Genomic DNA, 15,902 nt, shown 5'->3' with positions numbered 1-15,902 from the left:
TCAAGAAAAATACATAGATAATTATATCATGAATGTAATAAAATGTATTCATAATTTTTCTAAAATATTGCTTTCATATTATATTTGTTATATATTATATATAACAAATATAATAAAGTAGGTGATAGGCAGAATGTATTTAAAAATCGACTTTGACAGTGAGGTGCCTATATATACCCAGCTTAGAAATCAAATCGTAGCAGGAATTGCCTCAGGGGAGCTTAAGGATGGAGATGAACTTCCTTCCGTAAGGCAGATGGCTAGTGATATAGGAATAAATCTTCATACAGTGAATAAAGCCTATAATGTTTTGAAGCAGGAAGGCTTTATAAGATTGGATAGAAGAACAGGAGCAGCTGTAAGTGTAAGCATTGAGGATAAGGATAAATTAAAAGAAAAAGTTGAAAATGAGCTAGAAGTGGTATTAACAGAGGCTATATGCAAGGATATTAGTGAAGATGAAATAAAGAATATGGTGCAAAGCATTTATGATAAATACAGGGGTGGGAATTTATGAAAATAATATTTTTTGTATTAGATATATTTGATGTACTGATAATTTATCTCTGCGGACTTTATGTTCAGGAGATGTCCAATAAGAATATAGTTTACGGCGTAAGAGTTCCTGTAGGTGAGGAAAAAAGTGAAGCTATACAGAGGTTTAAGAAAAAATATAAGAAAAATTTTAGCTTCACCCTGCTTGCTGCATTAATAATTCATGAACTTATTTTTGTATTTACAAATAAGTTATTGGCTTTTCAAATGACTTCTTTTTTATTTTTATGTGTAGCGTTAATGTTTTTTAATTACTACGCTATAAATAAAGAGATACGGTCTTATAAGAAAACAGCAGGCTGGAAATTTGAGAGCAACAAGGTTATAGTGGTGGATACTAATTACAGAAAGACTAATGCTAAGGAAGGAAAGACGGTGCTTTCAGATTGGTGGTATCTGATTCCATTAGCTATGGTAGCTATAAATATTATTGCGCTGGCTGTAAATTATAACTCCATACCTGAAAGAATAGCTGCACATATGGACTTTAGCGGTAATGTGGACAGGTGGGAAACTAAAAGCTTTCTTAATGTCTACATGCTGCCTATAATCTCATTAATCATGACTTTAATGATGCTTGTATCAAACAGATTTATAAGAAATGCAAAGCAAAATTTAAACAGCGGAGTTATTTTTCAGATAAAGTTTAACAGCAGAAGAGAAAGGTATTATCAGTCTCTTATATTGTGGATCACAAATATTTTTGTAGAGGCAGTATTCTTTTTTATAAGTCTTCAAACTGTAAATATACTAAAGCTTAGCAGCGGCGCTTTTATAGGCATTATGGTGATAGCTTTTCTACCTGTGGTAATTTCTATAGTTTTATCCTTTATAGCAAGAAAAGAGAAAACCATAGAGGTGAAGGAAGATAAACCTATAATTGTAGACAGGGACGATGATGCTAATTATATTTGGGGCATGATTTACTATAATCCTGATGATCCATCCACCTTTATTGAAAAGCGAGCTGGATTTGGAATAACCTTTAATTATGCCAAAACGGGGCCTATAATATTTACTGTGATTATGGGCATAATAGTGTTTGGAACATTAATACTATTATTATTTGCAAATTGATTGAGTAACCTTGTTGACAATTATACAATATAATGGTAGTATGTATAAAAATAAATATTTAAAGCTTTGATGAAGAGGAGTAATTGCTAGTCTTAAGCATAGAGAGGGAATGCTGGTGGAAATTTCCCGTGAGGACAGTGAGGAAGGTAGCTTTGGAGCTGTAAGCTGAAGTTTTAGTAGGCTGTAACGGAAATTTCCACCGTTAAAAGGAAAGTAGTATCGGCATAGAGGCTCGTACTATATTTGAGAGCATGCATTTTGTATGAATTTAGGTGGTACCGCGAACATACCCTTCGTCCTATTTATTTAGGATGAAGGGTTTTTTTATTGCAAATTATTGTTTTTAATAAGTGCCTGATCAACACTTTTTTAAAATCTATACTGAATTAAGGAGTGAAGAATATGTTAAACAAAAAATATGACTTTAAAGAAAATGAAAAAAAGTGGCAGGATTATTGGCAGGAAAATCATATATATAAGTTTCAAGAGGATGAAAAAAGACCAGTTTATTCTATAGATACGCCACCTCCAACGGTAAGCGGAAGTCTCCATATAGGGCATATATTTTCTTATACTCAAGCAGAAATGATAGCTAGATTTCAAAGGATGCAGGGGAAAAATGTATTCTATCCTTTCGGCTTTGATGATAACGGGCTTCCCACGGAGAGACTGGTTGAAAAGGAAAGAGGCATAAGAGCCGCTGATATAGATAGGAAAGAATTTAGAAAGATATGTTTGGAGATAAAGGAAAAATATGAGGAAGAATTTAAAGGAATGTGGCTTCGCATGGGCTTTAGCGTGGACTGGAAGCTTCAGTATTCTACGGTAAGCGATGAAGTTCAAAAGCTGTCTCAAAAAGCTTTTATAGAGCTCATTAAAAATAAGAAAGCCTATATAAAGGAATCTCCAGTACTTTGGTGTACCAGCTGCCAAACCTCAATTGCTCAGGCAGAGCTTGATAGTATGGAAGGAGATACTAGCTTTAATTATGTTCCTTTCATGGTAGAGGGAGAAAAGTTAATGATAGCTACCACAAGACCAGAGCTTCTATATGGTTGTGTTTGTGTCTTCGTAAACCCAAAGGATGAGAGATATAGCTCCTTTATAGGTAAGGAGGCAGTTGTTCCTCTATATGATTTTAAGGTTCCAGTATTAGGGGATGAAAAGGCTGACATGGATAAGGGTACAGGAGCGGTTATGTGCGCTACCTTCGGAGATACTACAGATGTTAGCTGGTACGAAGAGCATAAGCTTCCTTATAAGAGAGTTATAGAGGCAAATGGCAGAATAAATGCTGAGGTACCTTTTATAGCAGGTATGAAGGTTAAAGCTGCAAGAGAAGAGATAATAAGACTTTTAAAAGAAAAAGGACTTTTAGAGAAAGAGGAAAGAATAAAACACAGCTTCTCAGTTCATGAGAGATGCAGCACACCAGTAGAAATAATACCTTCCAAGCAGTGGTATATAGATATATTAAGCTATAAAAAGGAGCTTTTGGAGGCAGGGAATAAGATAAATTGGTATCCGGAATCCATGAAAATAAGGTATATAAACTGGGTAGAAAATTTAAAGTGGGATTGGTGCGTATCAAGGCAAAGATATTTTGGGGTTCCCATACCTGTTTGGTATTGCAAAGACTGCGGAGAGGTAATATTGTCTGAGGAAGAAGAGCTTCCTATAAACCCAATAAGCGATAAAACAAAGAATATATGCAAGTGCGGATCTCATAATCTCATAGGGGAAACTGCGGTTTTAGATACTTGGGCAACTTCCTCCATAACGCCTCTAATAAACAGTAGAAGCGGAGAGGGACCTATGTCCATGAGAACTCAAGCTCATGAGATAATTAGAACCTGGGCCTTTTATACCATAGCAAGAAGCCTTTTTCATAAAAAGGATATACCTTGGAAGGATATAATGATCTGCGGTTTCGTAATGGCTAAAAAGGGAGAGAAGATAAGTAAATCCAAAGGAAACTCAAAGTTTTCTCCAGATTATCTTATAGAGAATCATTCAGCAGATGCTCTTAGATATTGGGTTGCAGGAGCTAAGCTTGGCACAGACACCATGTTCTCTGAGGAGGAGCTTAAGATATCTAAGAGGTTCCTTACAAAGCTTTGGAATGCAGCTTCATTTTCAATAATGCATCTTCAGGATTACCAGTACGAAGAACCTGAGAATATAAAATATATTGATAGCTGGATATTGGAAAAGCTAGCTGATACGGAAGCTAAGGCTGAAAAATATTTAAAGCAATATGAAGTAGGCCTAGCTCTTAAGGAGATAGATGATTTCTTCTGGAAGGACTTTTGCGATAACTATTTGGAAATAGTTAAGGATAGGCTATACAAACCAGAGCTTCATGGAGCTAAGGAGAGAAAGTCAGCTCAATATGCTTTATACCATACTCTTCTTGGAATAATAAAGCTTTATGCTATTTATGTACCTCATATAACTGAAGAAATATATCAGGATTATTTTAAAGCTCATGAGAAAGCTAAATCCATTCATCAGCTTCCATGGGAGGAAGATAAATTTAGAGAAAACCTAGGCTTACTGGAATTTGGAGATAGAATCAAGAGCATAGTTGCAGATATAAGAAAATACAAGACTGAAAAAGGTATGTCTATGAAAGATACCTTAGATAAGTTGGATATCCATATAGAAGAAAAATATAAAACCTTTATGGAAGATACCCTATCAGATATAAAAGCTTGCTCTTGGTCAGACAAAATTAGAATAATGCAAGATAATTCTACAAAAATTGATATATTATAAGAAAATATTTACTTTTGTTTATGAATAATTTCTCCCGTATATTAAGAATATTTAAAAAAGGCACGATAATTAATTAATAATCAGTATAGGGGGAGTAAAGATATGTCAATAAAAAAGAAAATTTCACTTTTTACCGTGGGAATTTTACTTCTATCCATAGTAGTGACATCTGGATTAACAAGGTATTTTACTGATAATGCATTTGATGACACAGCTAAAAGCGATATGAAGCTCGTAACTGAAACTTTAGCACAAACTATTGTAGAAACTTCTGATAAAGAGAAGGCTAATATTTCCAAGCTTGCTTATCAGAAAGATGTATTCGCTCTTCTTAAAATGAATAAATCAGACCCTGATTACAATAGCTTGAGAGATACCGTGGACTCACTTTTAAAGAAATATTCCGATGAGCAAGGCAATCTAGAACATGCCTTTATAGTAGACAGCACAGGAACTATTATAGCTGATAGTGATACCAAGATTTTAGGAACCAGCGTGACAGATAGAGATTACAATCAAAAAACTTTAAGCTCCGCTAAAGCTGAAATCAGTGAAACCTTAACTTCAAAGTCAACAGGAGCGCAGGTTGTGGCTTTTACTGCACCAGTAATTGACAATGGAAAGGTTATTGGATATTCAGCAGCGGCAGTTAAAGGAGAAACTTATAGCCAGTATCTAAAAACATTAAAGGTTAAGAACAGCGCTACAAGTTATGCATATCTAGTAGATGAAAAGGGTAATTTGGTATATCATCCTGATAAGTCTAAAATAGGTAAGCCCGTAGAGAACGCACAGATTAAAGAAGTGGTTAAAGAAAACAGCAATAACACTGCAAAACAGGAAGATGTGGTTACTTATAATTATAAGGGAGCAGATAAGCTGGCTGTATATAAAATAATACCAGAGACTAATTGGATTGTAGTTATGACCGTAGATGTAAATGATTTTAAAGCCAGCATAAATGAGCTTAATAAAATAGTGCTTATAATAAGTGTGATAATGCTGGTTGCAGCTGCTGCAGTATCTATACTAATGTCAGCTAAAATAGCTAATCCTATAAAAAAGATAGCAAAGCTTGTAGATGATACTGCTAATTTAGATCTAACCTATAAAGAGGAATATGGAAAGCTTACAAAGCGTAAGGATGAGGTTGGATTAATCAGTAAATCAGTAGCTAAAATGAGGGAAGAGCTCAGAGAATTTAATAAGAGCTTAAGTGAAGCCTCAGGGCTCATAAGTAAAAATGCAGTAACTGTAGATAGTCTGACTGGAAATTTAAAAGAGAAAGCCGACATTAATGCGGGAGAAACGGAAACTCTTTCTGCAGGAATGGAGGAAAGTGCTGCTACCATAGAGGAGGTATCTGCTTCTGCAGCGGAGATGGAAAATTCGGTGGAGAATATAGCAGAAAAATCTTTAGAAGGATTAAATAAAACAAAGGATATAGCCTTAAGAGCTAGCGATATAAAGAAAAAAGCTAAAGAATCCATCCAGCAGTCCCAAAATATATATGATAGGGTGAAAGAGCAGCTTACAAATGCAATGAAAGGCTCCAGTGCAGTTAAGGACATAGCCATATTGTCTGATGCTATTCTAGGCATAAGTGATCAAACTAATCTCTTAGCACTTAATGCGGCTATAGAAGCATCAAGAGCTGGGGAAGCAGGAAAAGGCTTTGCTGTAGTAGCTGAAGAAGTAAGAAGCTTGGCTGAACAAACTTCCAGCACTGTAGCAGATATACAAAAGGTGGTTACGGAGGTTATAAAGTCTGTAGAAAATTTAAATGCAGGAGCTTCTGAAATTCTTAAATATATAGATGTTGATGTTAATAGAGAATACAATAGGCTTTTGACTGTAGGAAATGATTATAGTCAGGATGCGGATGAACTTGAGAAGTTCATGACACATTTCTCCTCTACAGCAGAAGAATTAAAAGCTACTATAGACACCATAGCTAAGGCTATTTCAGATATGGCTGTAACTATAAATGATGGAGCTGAAGGAGTAGGAAATATATCTAATAAGACTATGGATATGGTTGAGGATATAGACATAATAAGATCTAAAGCAGAGGAAAATTCATCAAGTTCAAAGCTTCTTGAAGATATAGCTGCAAAATTTAAACAATAGCTTAATGAATAAATTCTATAAATAATATAAACCTGTGCAGGGGGTTATGGCTTATTCCGCACAGGTTTTTATATGAAACCATAGATAATATTTGATTAACTATGGTAGTTTACTACTGAGAGATATGCTGGGGAAGCATATCTCTGTTTTTTATTGAATGTCAATTCTTTTAGTATTCTTTTTGTAGCCTTCAACTTTAGGAAGATTTACCCTCAATACACCATCTTTGAAAGATGCTTCAATTTTACTTTCATCTATGTTGTCAACATAGAAAGCTCTCTTAAATTCTCCATAATGTCTTTCTTTTCTTATATAGTTATCTTTCTTATCCTCAACGGAGTCTTCTCTCTTTGCTGATATAACAAGATAATTGTTAGCGTACTCGATGTTTATGGCATCCTTATTCATACCAGGTAAGTCAGCCTCAACAACATATTTATTTTCATCCTCTCTCATGTCTACCTTAAATGAATTACCCATAAAACTAGTTGGAGATTCAAAATCTTCATCAAATAAATTACTTAAGAAGTTATTGAAGAAGTCATCTCCTTTTTTAATTAACCCATTTCTTCTAAAAGGTACTAAATCAAACATACAAATTCCTCCCTATACCATTTAATTTTTTTTATTTTTATCATTGACCATCTTTGACCTTACATGTATATAATAACCTTTAGGTCAAAGAAAGTCAAAGACTAAAAAATAAAGATTTTAGCATATAAAAGAAGAAATAATATGAAAGCTAGCTTTAATTTATTTTAAGCATTAATTATCAATATATTCTATGAAAAAAGAGGGAATCTTGACAATAAGATTCCCTCTTTTAAAAAATTTGTCTATGTTTTAAAAGAATGTTGATAAAGTTTTTGGTGAATCTGAAACTTAATAGATAATATCAACATTTTAAAACGTAGTCTATTATTTCTTTATATGTGCGTGGGTAAATAGATGATTGTTACAATATTCATGAAGACCGTCGCATTTTGCACAATATCTAAATTCCAAATCAGGATTATCCTTTTCTGTAGCCCCGCATACTGTGCACTTATGCATGGTAGTTTTCTTTTCCACTCTCATATTAAAAGCTTTGTTAAATTGCCTTTTTCTAGTTATGCTTTTGCTTCTGCTGGTGAATTCAGTAACTATATCTCTGCCAAAAAATATAAAGTAGTTTATTACTGAGCAGATAGCTGAAACTTTTAGATAAAAAGGTGACATTATTACAGTTCCAGCAATAAATAACCAATCCAGCCATGCTAAATATTTTACTTTTACAGGTATGAAAAAGAAAAGTAAAAGCTCATACTCTGGATAAATATATGCAAAAGCAAGAAACAGGGAACTGTTAATAAAGGAACCAGTAGCGTAGGAATTGGTTAAAAGTGCAACAAAAGTAGTAGATATTATTCCTATTAAATAATAAATGTTAAACTTAAAGCTGCCCCATTCCTGCTCTAAAGCGTTGCCTAAAATATAATAAAGATACAGTGTGAATATTACCCAAATTATATTGGTGTCACTAGGGATGAATATGTAAGTTATAAGTCTCCATATTTGACCTTTTAAAATTAAACTTCTATCTATTTCTAAAGCGCTTATAATAGTTGCATTTGGATCTATCATCATGAGCAAAAATACAACAAGATTTATTCCTACTATGTACATCATTAAATTTTTAATAGCATATCTTCCAAATTTTCTTTCAAGTTTATTTAACATATTCATGTGTCTCACTTCCTTAAAAGTATTACTTATTCTATTATACCTTTTTTTATTGATAATGATATTAAAAAGATTAAAATTAAAATATGAATTTTTTTCAAATGACCTAACCTACTAAGGAAATGTTTTAAATAAGTGCAGAAATCAACACTGATTTAAAAGAGAGCCTTGAAATAAAGGGTATAGAGTTTATTGTTAAATTATGATATATTTTAACCATCAGAGGTGAATTTTTATGAGTTTGAAAATAAGAGAATGCTGCTACGAGGACTATGAAGCAGTAGCTTATTTAGTTATGCAAGTCCATAGGCTTCATTTGAAGAATAGACCGGATGTTTACTGCGATGTGGAAGAACCAATGAAAAAAGAGCGCTTTAAAGCTGTAATTGATGGAGAAGATAAGCTTTTTGTTGCAGAGTGGGATGGAAAAATAGCAGCTTATGCTATAGTGAGAATGACGGAAACGCTGAGCTTCAGCATGATAAAGCATAAAAAATATGCTTACATAGATGATTTTTGTGTTGATGCAAATATGAAAAGAAAAGGCATAGGTAAAAGCTTATTTGAACATATTATGGAGTATGTTAAAACTCAGAAGGCTGAGTCTATTCAGCTTTCAGTATGGGAGTTCAATAAAGATGCCCTAGGCTTTTATGAAGCTTTGGGTATGAAAACTAGGAACAGAAGAATGGAGCTGGATATATTATGAAAATAAGAATAAAATATTTCGAAGGTGCAACTAAGTTAAAAAAGATAGAAAAAGGGAATTGGATCGATGTGTATTCAAATAAAGATGTATTCGTAAAGCTTGGAGAGAGAGCCATGATTCCGCTAGGCTTTGCTTTGGAATTGCCTCAAGGCTGGGAGGCTCATTTAGCACCAAGAAGCTCCACCTTTAAAACTTGGGGAATAATACAAACTAACTCAGTAGGAGTTGTGGATGATACCTACATAGGCGACAATGATCAGTGGCATATGCCTGCATTTTGTTTGCAGGGCAAGCACGTTGAAAAAAATTCAGAAGGAATAGAAGAGGCAGGCACTTGGATAAGAAAAGGAGATAAGATAGGCCAGTTTAGAATAATGGAAGTAATGCCAGCTATAGAATTTGAGGAAGTAGATTCCTTTGGAAATGCAGATAGAGGCGGCTTTGGAAGCACTGGGGTGAAATAAGGGTTCTATTAAAAGAAATCCTTTGATTATGATATAATTATTGTAGTTACTGTATGAGGTATGTAAATAAATTGAGTAATGTGAAGGGAGAAAGTAAAGTGTCTATATATTTAAATACTAATAAACCTTTTGAAAATTATAGAGAGCTTGTAAATGAGGAGTATTTTGTAGATAAATCTTCAATGATAGCATTGCTTAATCAAAAAATAGCTACAAAGAGTAAATATATATGTGTAACAAGACCAAGGCGCTTTGGAAAATCTAGTGTTGCCGATATGATAGGAGCTTATTACTCCAAAGCGATAGATGCAAGGAAATTATTTAGCCATCTCAATATAAGTAAAGTACTAACTTATGATGAACATATTAATAAGCATAATGTAATTAATATATCCTTTAATGAAAGATCTGATAAAGGGAATACTTATGAAGCTTATATGAAGATGATAAGTGATACAATTAAAAAAGATATATCTGAAAAACACCCTCATATTAACCCAGATGATTACTTTAATTTAAGCTCAATGCTATATGATACAAAAGATAAGTTTATTTTTATATTTGATGAATGGGACTATATCTTTGCTAACAATCTTTTTGAGGAAAATCAAAATGACTTTTTGGAGTTTTTGAGAAACCTCTTGAAAGATCAGCCTTACGTATCCTTGGTTTATATGACAGGAGTTCTTCCAATAAAAAAATATTCCAGCGGTTCAGCGTTAAACATGTTTGATGAGTTTACTTTTTTGAAAGATAGAATATTTGATGAGTATTTTGGATTTACGGAAGAAGAAGTTACAGAGCTTTGCAGTAAAAATAAAAGTGTTAAATTTGAAGAACTAGAGAGCTGGTATAATGGATACTTAACGGCTAAAGGAATAAAAATATATAATCCAAGATCTGTCGTAAAGGCACTTCAAAATAATTATTGTGAAAGTTACTGGACTAACACTGGAGCTATGGATGAAGTTGCGGAGTTACTTAAATATAACATCTCGGAAATTAGAGATGATGTCATAGAAATGGTTTCAGGAGAAGAAATCGATATTTTTATTGATGAAGATTTTAGAGCTGGTCAGGGAGCTCCAAGAAACAAAGAGGAAACATATTCTGCTATGATAGTGCTGGGTTTTTTGTCTTATCATGATGGATATTTGAAAATTCCTAACCGAGAACTTATGAAGGAATTTGAAAGAGCCTTAGGGGACAGATCTTTCGGATATGTTGCAGATATAATTGATAATTCAAGGAAAATGCTAAAGGCAACAATCAAAGGAGATGTAGATACTGTAGAAGAGATATTGCATGACATTCACAATTCAGAAGTACCAATACTTCAATATAATGACGAAAATAGCCTTTCATGCGTATTAACATTGGCGTATATTTCAGCTAGAGATATCTATAGAGTAGAGCGTGAGGAAAAGACGGGGAAAGGCTATGCAGATTTTACCTTTCATCCAAGGAGAAAAAACGATGTTCCTTTTATAGTTGAATTGAAAAAGGATGAAGATCCAGAAACAGCAATAAATCAAATTAGAGAAAAAGAATATGTGGAGAAGTTCAGAAAAGAAGATAAAGGAAGTAAAGTGCTGGCAGTAGCAATATGCTATGATTCAAAGAGTAAGAATCACAGATGCAAAATTGAGGAAATTTGATATTGAGATAGGTGCTTGATATAGCACCCTATAGTATACAATTCTAGTAGTATCACTATTTAATATTTGATTAAAAATAGTAGCCATCCATTTGAGCACGGGGCTACTATTTTTTATAAGTAACACTATCGTATTGATGAATATCTAAAGCTTTTCCACTACATAAATAATGTTCATGCCGCAGTCTAGAGTACCTGGCAATTTAGTAAATTCAATCTCTTTTCTTATTAGGAGTTCCCATAATTCATCGTCTTCCTTGGCTTTTGATAAAGTTTCTTCCTGTGAATGCATAAACAAGCCCGCAGAACTCTTTTCCAGTATTTTTACCGATTTTCCTTGGAACAAAGCATCAAGATCCTTACTGGTCATCATGTGTACATAATGCTTATTCGCTACTGGATAATGCTCTTCATCTTGCAGGCCAGTGGAAAATATCCATTCAGTGGCGTCAATTCCAAACAGACCTTTTTCATAGATTACACCACCGAGATAATACATTAATGCACCTACTAAGGACATAGAGCCGAGGATCAACTTACCCTTAGGCTTTAGTATTCTCAGCATTTCATTTATAGCGTTTTCTTCCTTATCAAATAAATAGTTTATAGGACCACCAATACATACAGCAACATCATATGTGTTGGATTCTATGCTTTCTAAATTGGAGATATCTAAATTCACGAAAGCTTTCACTTTATCAGCTAATCCAAGTTCCTCCATTTTATTTTTGTTGATTTCGATTTGTACAGGGGATAAATCAGAGGTTACTAAGGAATCAGCCAGATTAACAATATCTTTTGTGAATCTTCCTGCTCCAGCGCCCAATTCAATAACACTGTCTGATTTAGATATATGGCGTTTTAGTATATCAAGATGTACCTGATATAGTAGGTCACCTAATCTATCCTTTTCTAGTCTTTCCCACTCTCTATTTCCGTACTTGTTATAATGTTTTTTTGTATTTTCCGGGTTATAATGCATATCAATCACTCCTAATATAATTTTTATTTCCTTCAGTTTTTATATAAAATATGTGGCTTATGTCTCCTTCACTCATTAACATCACCTCACAAAAATGAATTTCCAATTTTGCGGTATAAAAAAGAAAAGCTCTCGTCCCTATAACAGGACGAAAGCTTATATTTCGTTATACCACCCGATACAGCATACCAACATATGCGTTCCTATTAACGGCAGAAAACCGTGAGAACCTACTTAAAATTCGGTCTAAAACTCCAGAGGGATGTTCAACAAAATCTAATCAATACTGGGCTTACACCATTCCCAGCTCGCTGCGATCTTTCAAAATTGTCTACTGTCTCTATCATCGTCTTATTTCTATTAAATTAATAATAGTATACTCTCATCATAAAATTTTTTCAATAATAACAAGTATCTGATAATTACAAAAAATATTCCTTCATAATGATATAATAAAGGCACTGGATTGTCTTAAATTTGAGAGGAGTGAAATCATAAATGAATGATAATCACAAAAATGATTTGTTCTATGTATGTTCAGAACAGGATGATATAGTAGATTGTATGTATAAGGTGTTTTCGTCATTTATTAGTGATAAAATTTCAGATTTTAACTCATCGGTATATTATAGCAGTCCAGAATATTTGAAATGCTCTTTTTTGGAAGGGAAATTACTAGCATAACTGTAGAGAGGTATAAAAAATGATAAAACCAATTGTAAAAGATGTGCTATTTTTAGGACAAAAATCAGAAGAGGCAACTAAAAAGGATATGGCTGTAGTTGAGGATTTAATAGATACCTTAAGGGCGAATTTACAGCATTGTGTCGGGCTGGCTGGAAACATGATTGGAGTAAAAAAGCGTATATTGGTATTTGCTGTGGGCAGCCTTATTGTACCAATGATAAATCCAGCTATTTTAAAGAAAGAAAAGCCCTATGATACAGAAGAAAGTTGTTTATCATTAATTGGCTTTAGAAAAACAAAGAGATATGAAATCATAGAGGTGGAGTATCTAGATAGAAATTTTAAGAAGCAAAAGCAAGTGTTTACGGAATTTACAGCACAAATAATTCAACATGAAATGGATCATTTTGAAGGGATTATAATATAAATAGTAAATGGGGCTGTCGCAAAAAGATTATTTATTCTATTCAATTAAGAAGTAAGAGGTAAAAATTAATAGTTATTGAGGAAATCGTCTCTTTATGAGCCGATTTCTTTAAATTATAAATTTATAATAAATTCAACAAGGCTGAATTTTTACCTTCACTTTTAATTCTTACTCTTTAATCCTTAATTTGTTCTTATCTATTTCTCATTAAAATAATTTTATCATCATTGTGCAACAGCCCCATCTTTGGAACACTTATTTCGCTTTAGGACTATTGAAGGAATAGAAAAATAGTTATTTTCCCATGAAATAGATTAGTCCCTTAGCTAAGGTTTCACCCCAAGATAAATAATCATGTCCGGACTGAAACTGCTCATATTTAATCTCATAGCCTTTAGAGAGCAAAACATTATACATATTGTTTATGGCATCCATCATAATAGGCTCCGTATCGTAGGGCTTATTCTCAAATATGCCTACATTCAAGTAAAATTTAACGGGCAGAGTATCAGAGCTTTTCACCATTTGGGTGAGCCATTCTGAGTTCCACCAAAAGGATGCTGATTGAGCAAGGGCATTTCCAAATATATTTGGATGCTTATAGGCTAAATAGGTAGCAGTTAGAGCGCCGAGATTAAAGCCTCCAATCACTGTATCTTGTGGGTTCTGGGTTACTTTGAAATTATTCCAAATCCAAGGTATAAGCTCTTTTGAAATGTAGCTTGAAAAACCTTCATTACAAGTTAATTCCTGAAATCTGTCCTTATGGTTATCAATAAAAATGGCTACTGTGGGAGGAATTATTTTTTTATAAATAAGATTATCAAGTACTTCTTTTGCAGAAAGATAATTTAGGTAATCAAAGCCATCTGTAAGCACTAATAAATTAAAGGCATCAGAACTTTCCTTATAATTGAAGGGAGTGTAGCTCCATATTCTTCGAGAATTAAAGCTATGGTGATTGACTTCTCCTTTTTCTATGGAAGCATCACTGGCTGTCCAAATATCCTTGCTAACATTTGGCATAGCTAATAATGAATGAGTCATTTCATTGACTCATATGAATTTACCTCTCTTTAAATATCATACAAAATTGTTATAGTGAAGATAGTTTTTGTTTAGCATAGTATACCATATATGAACCTATCTTAATATATGATAAAATAGATTAACTGGTCTTTAGGAAAAGGAGAGCAAAAATGCAAAATTATAAGATGATGATAGCATATGATGGCAGAAAATATATGGGGTTTAATAAATCAAAAGATAACTTGGAAAAGAGTATTCAAGGCAAGTTAGAATTGATATTAGCAAAGCTCTATGAAAAAGAGGTAGAGGTGATTGGTGCGGTTAACACCGAGGCGGGAGTACATGCTAAAGGACAAATTGTTAATTTTATAGCGCCAGATGATAGGTTAAGCGAAAAAGAAATTTTCGATTATTTGGAGAAATATTTAACGGAGGATATCATTATATTGTCAGTAGAAACTGCTGATGAAAGATTTCATAGTAGATATTTAATGAAAAGTGCAACTTATGAATATCGATTATGGAAGAAAGATGCCCCAAATCGTCCTTTGTTTGAGAGACAATATGTTAACTTAATGAATCAAATAATAGATGTTGCTAAAAGTAAAAAAGCTGCAAAGAACCTTGTAGGTGAACATGATTTCTTAGCTTTTACTACTAATAGAAAAACAAAGAACCCAATAAAAAGAGTGCTTTCTGTTGATGTGAGGGAAACTACAAATGAAATTATTATTACTATGAAAGCAAATGGATTTTTATTGAATATGGAAAGAGTAATAGTGGGTACATTAATTCAAGTGGGGCTTGGTCAATTACCTATGAATATAATTGAGAAAGCTTTTGAGTCTAAGGATACGAAGGATGTAGGCCATAAAGCTAGTGCAGATGCGCTTTGCTTATTAAGCGTTGAATATTAGCTCACAGGTTATATTTAAGTATATAATTTTGTTTTAGGACTATTGGATGAAATTAATTGAATATCAATTAAGGAAAAGTGCTACTCTTTGCAGGATGAGGCACTTTTTTCTTTGCTATTAACTTCTATGTGAAAAACAAGAAATTTAATTTTTATGGACAGTATTAGTAATGCCTACAGGAAAATATCCGAAATCGTTCAGTAGGTAGGGTGAATTGTACCATAAATAATTTAAATAAGAAAAACATAGTTTCTTTGAATAATTTAAATGAATGGGGTGAGGTTATGACTATATATTTAAATACTAATAAACCTTTAGAAAATTATAAAGACCTATACAGAAGCAAATACTTTGTGGATAAATCTTTACTTATCCAGAAGTTAAGTGAAGTTATAGAAACATCTGATAAGTATGTATGTGTAACTAGACCAAGACGCTTTGGAAAATCAAGTGCCATTCATATGTTAGCAGCTTATTATTCTAAAGAAACAGATTCAAAACATATATTTGATAATCTTAATATAAGTAAATCCGCTAATTATCTTGAACATTTAAATAAGTATAATGTGATAAATATATCCTTTAATGAGATACCTGATAATATGAAAACTTATGAAGATTATATAAATAATAGGCTCTGTTTTAAATCAGTGTTGATTTTACACTGATTTAAAACTTCCTTCAGTTCGGGGAGGCCACTGAAAAACTGACAAAATAAAGCCGTCATCGCGAAAGTGATGGCGCTTTTACTTTTCATCCATAAATGAC

Annotated in this window: 15 protein-coding genes and 1 other annotated feature; of the genes, 11 read left to right on the top strand and 4 right to left on the bottom strand. The window is 33.0% G+C overall.

Annotation, left to right across the window (positions count from 1 at the left end; genetic code table 11):
• Positions 1 to 133 precede the first annotated feature (133 nt).
• The 4 genes from IAI10_RS21860 (at position 134) to IAI10_RS21845 (ending at position 6,540) form a co-directional block, all read left to right on the top strand.
• A complete protein-coding gene (locus tag IAI10_RS21860) occupies positions 134 to 517 on the top strand; it encodes a GntR family transcriptional regulator (RefSeq protein WP_315675440.1) in 384 nt (127 codons plus the stop codon).
• The gene (locus IAI10_RS21855) at positions 514 to 1,632 is read left to right on the top strand and encodes a DUF1648 domain-containing protein (RefSeq protein ID WP_315675439.1); all 1,119 of its coding nucleotides are present in this window, start codon (positions 514 to 516) and stop codon (positions 1,630 to 1,632) included. The genes IAI10_RS21860 and IAI10_RS21855 overlap by 4 nt, the downstream gene beginning before the upstream one ends.
• Before the next feature lie 57 nt (positions 1,633 to 1,689).
• Positions 1,690 to 1,936, top strand: a binding site (T-box leader).
• Between the two features lie 98 nt (positions 1,937 to 2,034).
• Entirely contained in the window at positions 2,035 to 4,410 is a 2,376-nt protein-coding gene (locus IAI10_RS21850) for a valine--tRNA ligase (protein WP_315675438.1), read from the top strand.
• A gap of 102 nt (positions 4,411 to 4,512) precedes the next feature.
• Entirely contained in the window at positions 4,513 to 6,540 is a 2,028-nt protein-coding gene (locus IAI10_RS21845) for a methyl-accepting chemotaxis protein (RefSeq protein ID WP_315675437.1), read from the top strand.
• Between the two features lie 150 nt (positions 6,541 to 6,690).
• Here the strand turns inward: IAI10_RS21845 and hsp18 are convergent, their stop codons facing one another.
• Together hsp18 and IAI10_RS21835 are read right to left on the bottom strand one after the other, a co-directional pair.
• A complete protein-coding gene (gene hsp18, locus IAI10_RS21840; RefSeq protein ID WP_315675436.1) occupies positions 6,691 to 7,134 on the bottom strand; it encodes a heat shock protein Hsp18 in 444 nt (147 codons plus the stop codon).
• Positions 7,135 to 7,458: 324 nt separating this feature from the next.
• Positions 7,459 to 8,265 carry a rhomboid family intramembrane serine protease gene (locus tag IAI10_RS21835; protein ID WP_315675435.1) on the bottom strand — a complete coding sequence of 269 codons (807 nt, stop codon included), beginning with the start codon at positions 8,263 to 8,265 and terminating at the stop codon, positions 7,459 to 7,461.
• Positions 8,266 to 8,497: 232 nt separating this feature from the next.
• Between IAI10_RS21835 and IAI10_RS21830 the strand changes: the two genes are divergently transcribed.
• From IAI10_RS21830 to IAI10_RS21820, 3 genes are all read left to right on the top strand, one after another.
• Positions 8,498 to 8,971, top strand: a complete 474-nt coding sequence (locus IAI10_RS21830) for a GNAT family N-acetyltransferase (protein WP_315675434.1) — start codon at positions 8,498 to 8,500, stop codon at positions 8,969 to 8,971.
• Complete coding sequence (locus IAI10_RS21825; RefSeq protein ID WP_315675433.1) at positions 8,968 to 9,435, top strand: deoxyuridine 5'-triphosphate nucleotidohydrolase; 468 nt, start codon at positions 8,968 to 8,970, stop codon at positions 9,433 to 9,435. Before IAI10_RS21830 ends, IAI10_RS21825 begins: the two co-directional genes overlap by 4 nt.
• A 98-nt stretch (positions 9,436 to 9,533) precedes the next feature.
• Entirely contained in the window at positions 9,534 to 11,093 is a 1,560-nt protein-coding gene (locus IAI10_RS21820) for an AAA family ATPase (protein WP_315675432.1), read from the top strand.
• A 144-nt stretch (positions 11,094 to 11,237) separates the two neighbouring features.
• On the opposite strand, the gene IAI10_RS21815 is transcribed toward IAI10_RS21820, so the two are convergent.
• On the bottom strand, positions 11,238 to 12,074 hold the full coding sequence (locus IAI10_RS21815; protein WP_315675431.1) for a class I SAM-dependent methyltransferase: 837 nt from the start codon (positions 12,072 to 12,074) through the stop codon (positions 11,238 to 11,240).
• Between the two features lie 498 nt (positions 12,075 to 12,572).
• On the opposite strand from IAI10_RS21815, the gene IAI10_RS21810 reads away from it, so the two are divergent.
• Together IAI10_RS21810 and IAI10_RS21805 are read left to right on the top strand one after the other, a co-directional pair.
• Entirely contained in the window at positions 12,573 to 12,758 is a 186-nt protein-coding gene (locus tag IAI10_RS21810; RefSeq protein WP_315675472.1) for a hypothetical protein, read from the top strand.
• Positions 12,759 to 12,777: 19 nt separating this feature from the next.
• A complete protein-coding gene (locus tag IAI10_RS21805) occupies positions 12,778 to 13,188 on the top strand; it encodes a peptide deformylase (RefSeq protein ID WP_315675430.1) in 411 nt (136 codons plus the stop codon).
• A gap of 294 nt (positions 13,189 to 13,482) precedes the next feature.
• Here IAI10_RS21805 and IAI10_RS21800 read toward each other — a convergent pair whose 3' ends face one another.
• A complete protein-coding gene (locus IAI10_RS21800) occupies positions 13,483 to 14,235 on the bottom strand; it encodes an alpha/beta hydrolase-fold protein (protein WP_315675429.1) in 753 nt (250 codons plus the stop codon).
• A 152-nt stretch (positions 14,236 to 14,387) separates the two neighbouring features.
• Here IAI10_RS21800 and truA point away from each other — a divergent pair, with 152 nt between their 5' ends.
• Complete coding sequence (gene truA, locus IAI10_RS21795; protein ID WP_315675428.1) at positions 14,388 to 15,134, top strand: tRNA pseudouridine(38-40) synthase TruA; 747 nt, start codon at positions 14,388 to 14,390, stop codon at positions 15,132 to 15,134.
• 284 nt (positions 15,135 to 15,418) lie between these two features.
• Positions 15,419 to 15,802 (top strand): AAA family ATPase, encoded by a 384-nt coding sequence (locus IAI10_RS21790; RefSeq protein WP_396334416.1) that lies wholly within the window; start codon positions 15,419 to 15,421, stop codon positions 15,800 to 15,802.
• Positions 15,803 to 15,902 lie beyond the last annotated feature (100 nt).

Origin of the sequence: Clostridium sp. 19966 (genome assembly GCF_032335695.1) — a bacterium.
GTDB lineage: Bacteria > Bacillota > Clostridia > Clostridiales > Clostridiaceae > JACTOJ01.
Note: the sequence above shows the minus strand (reverse complement) of the source record. Positions and strands in the feature narration are given on the sequence as shown.

Bases quoted from the DNA above. Each gene is read 5' to 3' on its own strand.
- truA (WP_315675428.1), top strand. From the start codon at position 14,388: ATGCAAAATTATAAGATGATGATAGCATATGATGGCAGAAAATATATG.
- IAI10_RS21825 (WP_315675433.1), top strand. From the start codon at position 8,968: ATGAAAATAAGAATAAAATATTTCGAAGGTGCAACTAAGTTAAAAAAG.
- IAI10_RS21845 (WP_315675437.1), top strand. From the start codon at position 4,513: ATGTCAATAAAAAAGAAAATTTCACTTTTTACCGTGGGAATTTTACTT.
- IAI10_RS21830 (WP_315675434.1), top strand. From the start codon at position 8,498: ATGAGTTTGAAAATAAGAGAATGCTGCTACGAGGACTATGAAGCAGTA.
- IAI10_RS21850 (WP_315675438.1), top strand. From the start codon at position 2,035: ATGTTAAACAAAAAATATGACTTTAAAGAAAATGAAAAAAAGTGGCAG.
- IAI10_RS21790 (WP_396334416.1), top strand. From the start codon at position 15,419: ATGACTATATATTTAAATACTAATAAACCTTTAGAAAATTATAAAGAC.
- hsp18 (WP_315675436.1), bottom strand. From the start codon at position 7,134: ATGTTTGATTTAGTACCTTTTAGAAGAAATGGGTTAATTAAAAAAGGA.
- IAI10_RS21805 (WP_315675430.1), top strand. From the start codon at position 12,778: ATGATAAAACCAATTGTAAAAGATGTGCTATTTTTAGGACAAAAATCA.
- IAI10_RS21815 (WP_315675431.1), bottom strand. From the start codon at position 12,074: ATGCATTATAACCCGGAAAATACAAAAAAACATTATAACAAGTACGGA.
- IAI10_RS21860 (WP_315675440.1), top strand. From the start codon at position 134: ATGTATTTAAAAATCGACTTTGACAGTGAGGTGCCTATATATACCCAG.
- IAI10_RS21835 (WP_315675435.1), bottom strand. From the start codon at position 8,265: ATGAATATGTTAAATAAACTTGAAAGAAAATTTGGAAGATATGCTATT.
- IAI10_RS21800 (WP_315675429.1), bottom strand. From the start codon at position 14,235: ATGACTCATTCATTATTAGCTATGCCAAATGTTAGCAAGGATATTTGG.
- IAI10_RS21810 (WP_315675472.1), top strand. From the start codon at position 12,573: ATGAATGATAATCACAAAAATGATTTGTTCTATGTATGTTCAGAACAG.
- IAI10_RS21855 (WP_315675439.1), top strand. From the start codon at position 514: ATGAAAATAATATTTTTTGTATTAGATATATTTGATGTACTGATAATT.